The 8000-nt window shown below is 36.1% G+C and carries 9 protein-coding genes and 1 pseudogene; 5 read left to right on the top strand and 5 right to left on the bottom strand.

Features of this window, described 5'->3' with window-relative positions:
* Both HEP82_RS19530 and HEP82_RS19525 read right to left on the bottom strand, forming a co-directional pair.
* Window positions 1-620: hypothetical protein (locus tag HEP82_RS19530; RefSeq protein ID WP_192459571.1), on the bottom strand; the 620-nt coding region annotated here is incomplete at its 3' end.
* A gap of 27 nt (window positions 621-647) precedes the next feature.
* Window positions 648-1382: a helix-turn-helix domain-containing protein gene (locus HEP82_RS19525; protein WP_192459570.1), complete on the bottom strand. Its 735-nt coding sequence runs from the start codon at window positions 1380-1382 to the stop codon at window positions 648-650.
* Between the two features lie 921 nt (window positions 1383-2303).
* Here HEP82_RS19525 and HEP82_RS20045 point away from each other — a divergent pair.
* The 3 genes and pseudogenes from HEP82_RS20045 to HEP82_RS19505 all read left to right on the top strand — a co-directional run bounded on the left by HEP82_RS20045 (window position 2304) and on the right by HEP82_RS19505 (window position 4621).
* On the top strand, window positions 2304-3095 hold the full coding sequence (locus HEP82_RS20045) for a hypothetical protein (protein ID WP_225622570.1): 792 nt from the start codon (window positions 2304-2306) through the stop codon (window positions 3093-3095).
* Between the two features lie 95 nt (window positions 3096-3190).
* Window positions 3191-3310, top strand: a pseudogene (locus HEP82_RS19510) (IS3 family transposase); the annotation flags it as partial.
* 321 nt (window positions 3311-3631) lie between these two features.
* Window positions 3632-4621 (top strand): phospholipase D family protein, encoded by a 990-nt coding sequence (locus HEP82_RS19505; protein WP_192459569.1) that lies wholly within the window; start codon window positions 3632-3634, stop codon window positions 4619-4621.
* A gap of 81 nt (window positions 4622-4702) precedes the next feature.
* On the opposite strand, the gene HEP82_RS19500 is transcribed toward HEP82_RS19505, so the two are convergent.
* Window positions 4703-5032: a hypothetical protein gene (locus tag HEP82_RS19500; RefSeq protein ID WP_033071285.1), complete on the bottom strand. Its 330-nt coding sequence runs from the start codon at window positions 5030-5032 to the stop codon at window positions 4703-4705.
* 186 nt (window positions 5033-5218) lie between these two features.
* The gene (locus HEP82_RS19495) at window positions 5219-5596 is read right to left on the bottom strand and encodes a hypothetical protein (protein ID WP_192459568.1); all 378 of its coding nucleotides are present in this window, start codon (window positions 5594-5596) and stop codon (window positions 5219-5221) included.
* 633 nt (window positions 5597-6229) lie between these two features.
* Here HEP82_RS19495 and HEP82_RS19490 point away from each other — a divergent pair.
* Window positions 6230-6784 (top strand): membrane lipoprotein lipid attachment site-containing protein, encoded by a 555-nt coding sequence (locus tag HEP82_RS19490; protein ID WP_192459567.1) that lies wholly within the window; start codon window positions 6230-6232, stop codon window positions 6782-6784.
* A gap of 10 nt (window positions 6785-6794) precedes the next feature.
* Entirely contained in the window at window positions 6795-7070 is a 276-nt protein-coding gene (locus HEP82_RS19485) for a hypothetical protein (RefSeq protein WP_192459566.1), read from the top strand.
* A gap of 221 nt (window positions 7071-7291) precedes the next feature.
* Here the strand turns inward: HEP82_RS19485 and HEP82_RS19480 are convergent, their stop codons facing one another.
* Entirely contained in the window at window positions 7292-7822 is a 531-nt protein-coding gene (locus HEP82_RS19480) for a hypothetical protein (protein ID WP_192459565.1), read from the bottom strand.
* Window positions 7823-8000 lie beyond the last annotated feature (178 nt).

The following is an 8000-nucleotide window of genomic DNA, read 5'->3' as shown; positions in this document are numbered from 1 at the left end:
ATTAGATAGTTATAGCTTAAACAAATATATTTATTGAAGTCCCGTTCAGACAAACCGCTTTCTTTAATTTTTTTATTAATAAAATATTTTAGCGGTCGTTCATATTCTTCCTTCTCTCTGGCTTTACGGGCTTGTTCTTCCTTCTTACGTTGCTGTTCGATGAGGTAAAGCCTATCTTTCTCTGCCTGCTGGCGATTATTTTCATCTTGAATGATGCTACTTACCTGTGAAGCTGGAATAATCTTAATATCATTAGACCAGTATCGGTACGGGTTATTCGTCTGAATATTTTCAACTGTAGTGAGCATTTTATCTGTATCAAGTTTTTTTTCAAAAGAAATGATACGGTTATTACCCTCTTTTGAGATTAGTTTTGCTGTATTCTCTAAGTTTTCCTGACTTTTTAAATTAAATGCTCCTACAACGATGTTGTGACCATTGTGATATAAAGCCTGTTTTTTATTGTCACGATAACATTCAAGATAAGAATAGAGTTTGAACTCTTCAATGCCAAATGTTTCCTCAAGCATAGTCATGTGTTCTGCTAAGACATTCAGAATATCGTTTTTTGATAGTCTTTCATGCAGTTTTATTTCAAGTGAACCGGGTAGTTTTTTCATTTATTCTCCTTGTTATTATTTTTTTGTTCAGGATACTGCTTTTAAATGGTTGGTGGTATCAGCCAAGTCTTTTCTTTCTGCTTCATTTTCCTTTGTTCGTCTGTAAACTTTTCGGGGTTTATCGATCTGGATACTGTTTTTAGCATTGGGAACAGCGTTATTCTTTTTCTTCTTACTAAAAATAAATGCGTCAGTATAGATCTCTTTAGTTTCAGTTTCTAAAGCTAAACCTCGTCTTTCTTGTTGTGAAAGATCTGCATAATAATCTGGATATTGTTCAATATCGGCATTGAGGCTTTTAGCATTGCTTAAATGTTCTTTACGCATCTCATCAAGTTGATGACTCATACCCTTGGCGAAAATATTTGAGTTGATATACAGATGTCCATGATGCTCAACGAGTATTCCTTTCTGCTTGAGTTTTTTGAATATGTTAGACATATTCCCAGATGCGATATTCAATGCTTTACAGAGTGAAGACTGTGAAAGGTTGATAAGGTTTCCGAACTCCATGTATTCTAAAATATAAGTTAATACACGGAATTCATTCTTCGATATGTCGAGATCAGAAAAAACACGAAAGTTAGAAGTAAAAGCAAATACATAAGGCTGTGCAAATGAGATCGCTTTATCTTCTTCTGTTGCGATGACTGTAGTTGATTTTATATCCTTGTTTTGAAGCAAGTGTCTTGCGATATCAATCTTTTGTTCAGTGGTTAATTTTTCAAATAAGCGAAGTAGTTCAGTGTCATTAGTATTCATATTATTCTCTCTTATAGTTTTTATTCTGTTGTTTTAATACTATGCAGAAAAATAAAAGTCAATAGTTAAACTATAAATAAAATAGGCTTTTTATTATTATGATATTGCTATATGTTAAAAAAACTATGTTTAAACATAGATCTTGCTATGTTTAAACATAGGACGGTTCTATGTTTAAACATAGGTATCTGCTATGTTTAAACATAGCAAAAAAAGGTGTGAAGCCTTGATTTTATTGAGCTGGGACCGTGCTTATAATTAAATAATTAGTAAGAAGTTAAGAGAGTCCAGTTTTTCTTTTTTGTTATTTTTGGGTGGTTTTCTGCGTGGTTTATTTGTGCCTTACAACAATGGCACCTACTGCACCGCCTATTTTATTTTTCTTATGATATTATTACAGCGAAGTGATTGTTTTCTACAATCACGAACCGCTGCTTTTATTGTGTGAACTTAATTAATTTTTCTTTTACTTTATCTGGCGTCTTCGACGCGATCTTTTTTGGATAAATCCATCACTAACAGGGGCAAGCCCTGTTCCAGCAATGTGATTGTTTTGGACAATCACTAAGTGCTGCTTCTTTAAATATAGTTTTCCTATACGTTTAAGAGCAAATGCTATATGTTATCGAGGTAATGCTATGTTCAAGCATAAGATCAATTTTGTTATTTTATGATGAAATGGTCTGGAAAAGATCTTTCCTCTTTTTACTATCAATATTAATAAGGCACCACATCAAGATAAAAATACATATTTCAGAGTTAGGGCGTAGCCGTGCTTCAGCACATGAGCGTTAGCTCATAAGATAAATATCTTTTCAAAATAAAATTAAACAGTAAGTAAAACGTTAAAAAAATATTTAAATTTGATTTTCCTAAAACAAATATGGTATTAAAAAATAAAACAAAAAGGAAAATCAAAGAATGAATAATATTAAAATCATTACGCTATTTCACGCTAACAAAAATGTACCATTTATGACCTGTATGGTTAAAGACATTGAAGAAAATAAACACGGGATAAAACTTATCCTAGAAAACGGCAATAAAATCTATGTTAAAGATTACGATTTTTTCTTCCTGTCAGAATCTGCAAATGAACATGATAAAGAACGTATAGTAAATGTATTTGGGAGATTGATATCTGAACTCAGCCAAGTAAGTGAAGAAACAATAAAATCTCTGATTTCAGAAACCAAAACCTACAACAGTCAGCATCCCAACACGCCCGTTAGTATTCTGGACGATTACTATTACTGCGGTAGGGTAAAAGCTAATGCTCCAGATGAACCTGCATTGATGAACGAGCTTGGCCTACAGGATCTGCGTGAGGCCATCGCTGAAGATAACTTTTTATCCGAAGTGGAAACCCTCGGTGGTATCGTGCTTCACACTGACATGGGCTATCCGGTGCTCGAATACAAAGGTACAGACATCAAAATAGCCATCGAGCCTATAAACCTTGCCCACATGCGAGATCTGACCAATGGCTATGTAGTCATGTTCAGGGACGGTGAGTATGAGCAGGAGATGAAGGGAGATCTCCATGAGGCGTTATCTCTTGCTGTTGATAGGCTTAAGATCTCTGTTGTTATGTTCGAGAGATCGTTGTTGTTATGTTCAGGAATGAATAATATTTTAGGGTTTTCATCATCAAAAATAAGTTCTGTACCAGCCATGTTTTGTGCTCCAGAATTGAAGAATGAGCTAGATTAATAAGTAATATCTCTTGCTATTTTAGCTGTTTGATCTTGCCCACCATTAGTGCGCAGACGGCTAAGTGAGTAAATTTCCTACCAGAAGTGACCCACATGACAAAGTCCGTATTAACCAGTAAAAAACCACGTAAGCAACATACGCCTGAATTTTGCAACGAAGCCCTGAAGCTTGCAGAACGCATCGGTGTTGCTGCCGCTGTTTGTGAACTCAGCACTACAACTATCCAGACACTTAGATTTTCAGTCCAACTGTCTTGATACTTACCGTACCCAGTGGCTGAATATTTACATTCTTGTATGAGAATAGCGATAGAGTCTACAAACCTTGACCATGTGCGAGATCTTACTAATGGCTATGTGGTAATATTCAAGAACGGTGAGCATGAGATTGAGGGCGATCTCTATGAGGCGTTGCATCAGGCCGCTGATAGGCTTAAGATCGCTGTTGTTTTTTATAAAAATAAGTAAAATAAATCAACGTTTTTTAATTATATAAATCTGCTTCGCACAGCAATGATTAATTAGGAGTTATTCGTGTTTATTTCATCATTTGAATATCTACAAGCTGTAAAATCGATCGTGTCTGAAGAGAATGAAGTTCGTGCCGCAGTTGCTTTTTGGGGAAATGGTGCAGATTCAATTTTCACTCACAAAAAAAATAAAAAGGTAAAAATAATCTGTAATTTGGCAAGCGGGGCAACTAACCCAGTAGTCATTCAGAATTTAAGCCTTCTCTCGGGATATGAACTGAGACAACATGATAGGTTGCATGCAAAAGTTATTGTTGGCGATAAAAAAGCTATTGTTGGTTCTGCGAACTGTTCTTCAAATGGTTTAAACTTTGAGGGAGATGAACTGACCGGGTGGGAAGAAGCAGGTATCTTAACAGAAGATGAACTACAAATTTCTAATATTAATAAATGGTTCGATGATATGTGGGAAGAATCAAGTTATATAAGTTTAGTTGATATTGAAGATGCTATGCAAAAATGGAATAAAAAAAGAGCTATGAGATCAACCTCATCATCGATCAAGAAATTTTCTCTTTCGAAAATACCCCGAGCAGAACTCCTTGATAGACCTGTGTATTTAGTCGTGTATCGTGAGGAGTTATCTTACGAAGCAAGAGAAGCATATCATAAATATGATAAGAGTTTCACAGAGCAAGAAAGAAAATATCCTAATAAATTACCTCCTTTATATGAAGGTTGGCCTGAATTACCGGAAGATGCATATTTGATAGATCTGAAATATGGGCCGCGTGATGGATTATACTGCTCAGGTGTTTATATGCGTGTTGGTAATGATATAGAATTTAATTATAGTGATGGTCAAGCGGGTCATCTGGCAATCTGTTGCAAAAAAAATTCCGTCATGGATTATGAGTTCAAAAACAGTGAAAATAAGCTATTTGTTGAAGAAATACGAACTCATTGGGGAAAAATAAAAAAATTAGTCACAGAGAAGAGTGGTGCTAAATGTATTTCACTCCTTGATATCATAGATATATGTAGAAAGAAATAAATCGTGTTTTATATATGGGCGTTCACGCCCATATATATGATGTGTGTATTAATTTACAAACAGATTAATGTAAGGTTCTATTTATAAATTAGAGCTGACTTTGTTAAAGTATTTCCCGTTGTATTCAAATCCAGATGATAGATTATCTGGATTATATTCTGATGAAATACGATTGTCTTTACTGTGTGTGTCTCCTCTAAATGCTATCTTACTTTTATCACCAAATATAATCTGATAATTTGGTCTAACAAAATCAGGAAAGCCTTTTAAGCCAAATTGTACCTGAAGTACGCCTTCACGAGTCTCCCCATAGGCGCTGGCTGTTTTATTAACATCATATTGATAACCACTCGATGCTGGTGATGCAAAGAAATTTACAAGTTGCTCTTCTGCTATTTTTTTATCAGTCATGAGATTTTCCTCAATAGTTGCATATGCTCTCTTATATTCTGAGCAAGGGGTAAAAATTTAAGCAAAACAGTAAATTTCGTTATGGAAATGTGATTTGCATCTCATTTATTACATATTTTATCCTTTGCTGCCTCATTCTCATTAATTTGGTTCGATTATTGCTTTTCTGGCGTCGTTAACGACAAATTAATCCAACAACCCACGCGAAACCTTACTCGCCGTCTGGCTGAAATTATATCGATCAACAATATTCCCTTTGAACCAGATCTCAAGGGAGTTCATATGGGCAGTGTTGCTGTTCTTCAGTAGGGCCAGTCCGGGGATGTAGTTTGAGATCTGAGTCTCGCCTGACATGCTGGAGTAGGACCACATTTCCTGACCATCAGTGGTGGCTCGTGTTTGTGGTTCCCCGAATGCGTTAATAACATCTTGCTGGGTAGTTTTCCCTTTAACGATTTTGTTTTTTACGGTTTGTTGCGATTCGTCTTTAAGGGATTTGTTGCCATAGGTTGTGCAAGCGGTAAGAGGCAGGATCACCAACGCAGCGATAAACAGTTTTTTCATGTTAACTCCATATAAACAGTAAACGAAAAAATAGGCGTAAAGACGCCGGGGCCAGAGGTATATCGAATCTGGCTATTTAAATTTGTGTTAATGGCTGAAGAAGAGAGCCGCTTATCAGAAGCCTATGAGTTTTTCTATCTAATCAGCTAACGGCATCCCTCATGATTGTTTTCCCTGATGTTGCATTAATAAAGGCTAAGAAAGGGCCATAGGGCAGTGCTGGCTGTTGGTCATAGGGTTTGACGTTCTATCCCTACAAACCAGCGAATAATCGGTCCAGTGAGCCTTCTGTTCACTTTATCCAGTAACGATTCATCTAGCAAGAAAATGATCGGTAACTCAGATCGATAAATTGATATTGATAGTTTATGTCGATTAATAACGTTTTTTCGATCGGTAGGTTAATTGATTTAATCGATCGATATGTATTTAATGATAGATAATAACTATCATTATTTTGATTTTGATCGTTACAAACGATATGACGGCCCACAAAAATAATTGAATCCTATCAATTGGTTAATCAGGTGGTTTTGCTGCGTTATGCCAGTAAGAACAAGCTTTAACGACTACAGGTGCGCAGCCGACTACCTCTACATAACAGCATTTTTGATTATCAGGATGGATAGGAAGATGAAGAAGATTTTACTCGTTGCTGGTGTTGCTCTTGTTCTGGCGGGATGTGGTGAGAAAGGCGAGTTTGAAAAGGCTATAAACGCGAAAATTTCAAAATCAAAGGTGTGCTACTCACTGCAGAATAATGACTTTGCGTTCAACAAAGGTTTTCCAGTAAAGGTTAATCATGGCTACCGTTCTGCTGGATACAATGCCAGCGATGAAATCCTGAACGGGCTTGCTGAACAGGGGCTGCTCAATGTTTCGCAGCAGCCTAACGGATTTGGTAGCGTTGATGTATTAGAGATAACAGACAAAGGACAAGAGGTTGAGTTTTGGAACCGTGAGGAAGGTGCCTGTGTTGGTCATCGTGTTGTTGCTGAGATCACCAGTTGGACTGAACCGAGTGATGGCGCTGGCGCTAAAATCACACAAGTGACCTATACGTGGAAACTGGATGGCGTACCGGGCTGGGTTGATAAAAATGCTTTTTCTGGCGTTAAAGGGATGGCTGAACCAGAAGAAGCCAAAATTGTTCTGGTGAAAACTAATAACGGCTGGAAAGCTAACTAAGGGCGCGAACATGGAGCAAAATAAAATCCAGTGTCCTTTCTGCTTAAAGGAAAGCCAGCGTGGTGTCCACGTATGTACTGGCTGTATGGCGACTGTTTTATATGGAACCTTTCCACAATGGTATGCAGCTGTTGTTATGCTGCTGGCTTTTGGTCTGTCAGCGTTGATCGGTATGTCTACAGGCATAGCTGGGACTACTATCAGTTTGCCAATAATAGCTGCTGTTGGGTTTGTCGCTGGGAAGGCTATCTTTTCTGATAATGTTGTTTTCAGACGAAGAGTTTAATTTTAGTACAGCTAGTAAATCTGAACCACGTCTTATCACACGGACGTGGTTTTTTATATGAACTGTAGCTTTCCAATAATTTAATTTCAGCATTAATAAATATGATAATTAAAATTGATAAGTGCGAAATGTGATTATTTAAAATAAAGCAGTTATCTTTAATAAAACAATGATGGTATTTAGAGAAGCACTGGTTTGAGTGCTTCTCTGATATTTTATATTCATGGTTTGGGAGGAAGTAATATTTCTTCAATTATTTCAAAGAATAGCTCTTTTGACATTCGTTTCGAGTTTTCCTGCCAAGCACTAGGGTTTTGAGTATCATATTTAACAAAAATCCAATATGGTTCGGCTTCATTTTTATTTTCAGACAAACCGAAATAATATTGAATGAATGGATTTGCGTTAGGAAAATCTAGAGCTATGGTACCTAAAAAGGTTCCACGTTCTACCCCTTTCGGAATAAACTGTACTTTTTTACCATCATGCTCAATACTTATGCCTTTTGTTTGAAATAAATTACCATAATCGTAATAGTTAACATTAAGGTCTGAGATATTTAAATCTACACTGCTAGCCCACCCATTAATTTTTTGAATGAAATGACTTTGGTGTTTTTGGTAAAAATCAATTCTTTCGGCAATGATTTTTTTTCTATGCTCTGAATCCATTTTATGTTTCTGAACAAGTTCATCCTTTTCTTTTTTATCAGCTAATAATTTTTTTTTGAAAGCATCTTCAGGGGTTGACATGATAACCTCAACTACGGGATGAAAGTAAGGTAAAAATACAAAGCACCGATTTTTTTAGTATTTTCAGTCAATGCATGAAGTATATTATCACAACATATAAGAATGAACTGAAAATGAAATCCTTAATACCTATACCATGTTAGTCGATAAGATTCAAGATTCAAAATTTGTAGTATTT

Origin of the sequence: Musicola keenii (assembly GCF_014855505.1) — a bacterium.
GTDB classification, from domain to species: domain Bacteria; phylum Pseudomonadota; class Gammaproteobacteria; order Enterobacterales; family Enterobacteriaceae; genus Musicola; species Musicola paradisiaca.
The sequence above is the reverse complement of the archived record's forward strand: the minus strand, read 5'-3'. Positions and strand labels throughout refer to the sequence as shown.

What these genes read in the sequence shown, in the direction of transcription:
- HEP82_RS19525 (WP_192459570.1), bottom strand. Translation starts at nt 1,382, where the DNA reads ATGAATACTAATGACACTGAACTACTTCGCTTATTTGAAAAATTAACC.
- HEP82_RS20045 (WP_225622570.1), top strand. Translation starts at nt 2,304, where the DNA reads ATGAATAATATTAAAATCATTACGCTATTTCACGCTAACAAAAATGTA.
- HEP82_RS19500 (WP_033071285.1), bottom strand. Translation starts at nt 5,032, where the DNA reads ATGACTGATAAAAAAATAGCAGAAGAGCAACTTGTAAATTTCTTTGCA.
- HEP82_RS19495 (WP_192459568.1), bottom strand. Translation starts at nt 5,596, where the DNA reads ATGAAAAAACTGTTTATCGCTGCGTTGGTGATCCTGCCTCTTACCGCT.
- HEP82_RS19490 (WP_192459567.1), top strand. Translation starts at nt 6,230, where the DNA reads ATGAAGAAGATTTTACTCGTTGCTGGTGTTGCTCTTGTTCTGGCGGGA.
- HEP82_RS19485 (WP_192459566.1), top strand. Translation starts at nt 6,795, where the DNA reads ATGGAGCAAAATAAAATCCAGTGTCCTTTCTGCTTAAAGGAAAGCCAG.
- HEP82_RS19480 (WP_192459565.1), bottom strand. Translation starts at nt 7,822, where the DNA reads ATGTCAACCCCTGAAGATGCTTTCAAAAAAAAATTATTAGCTGATAAA.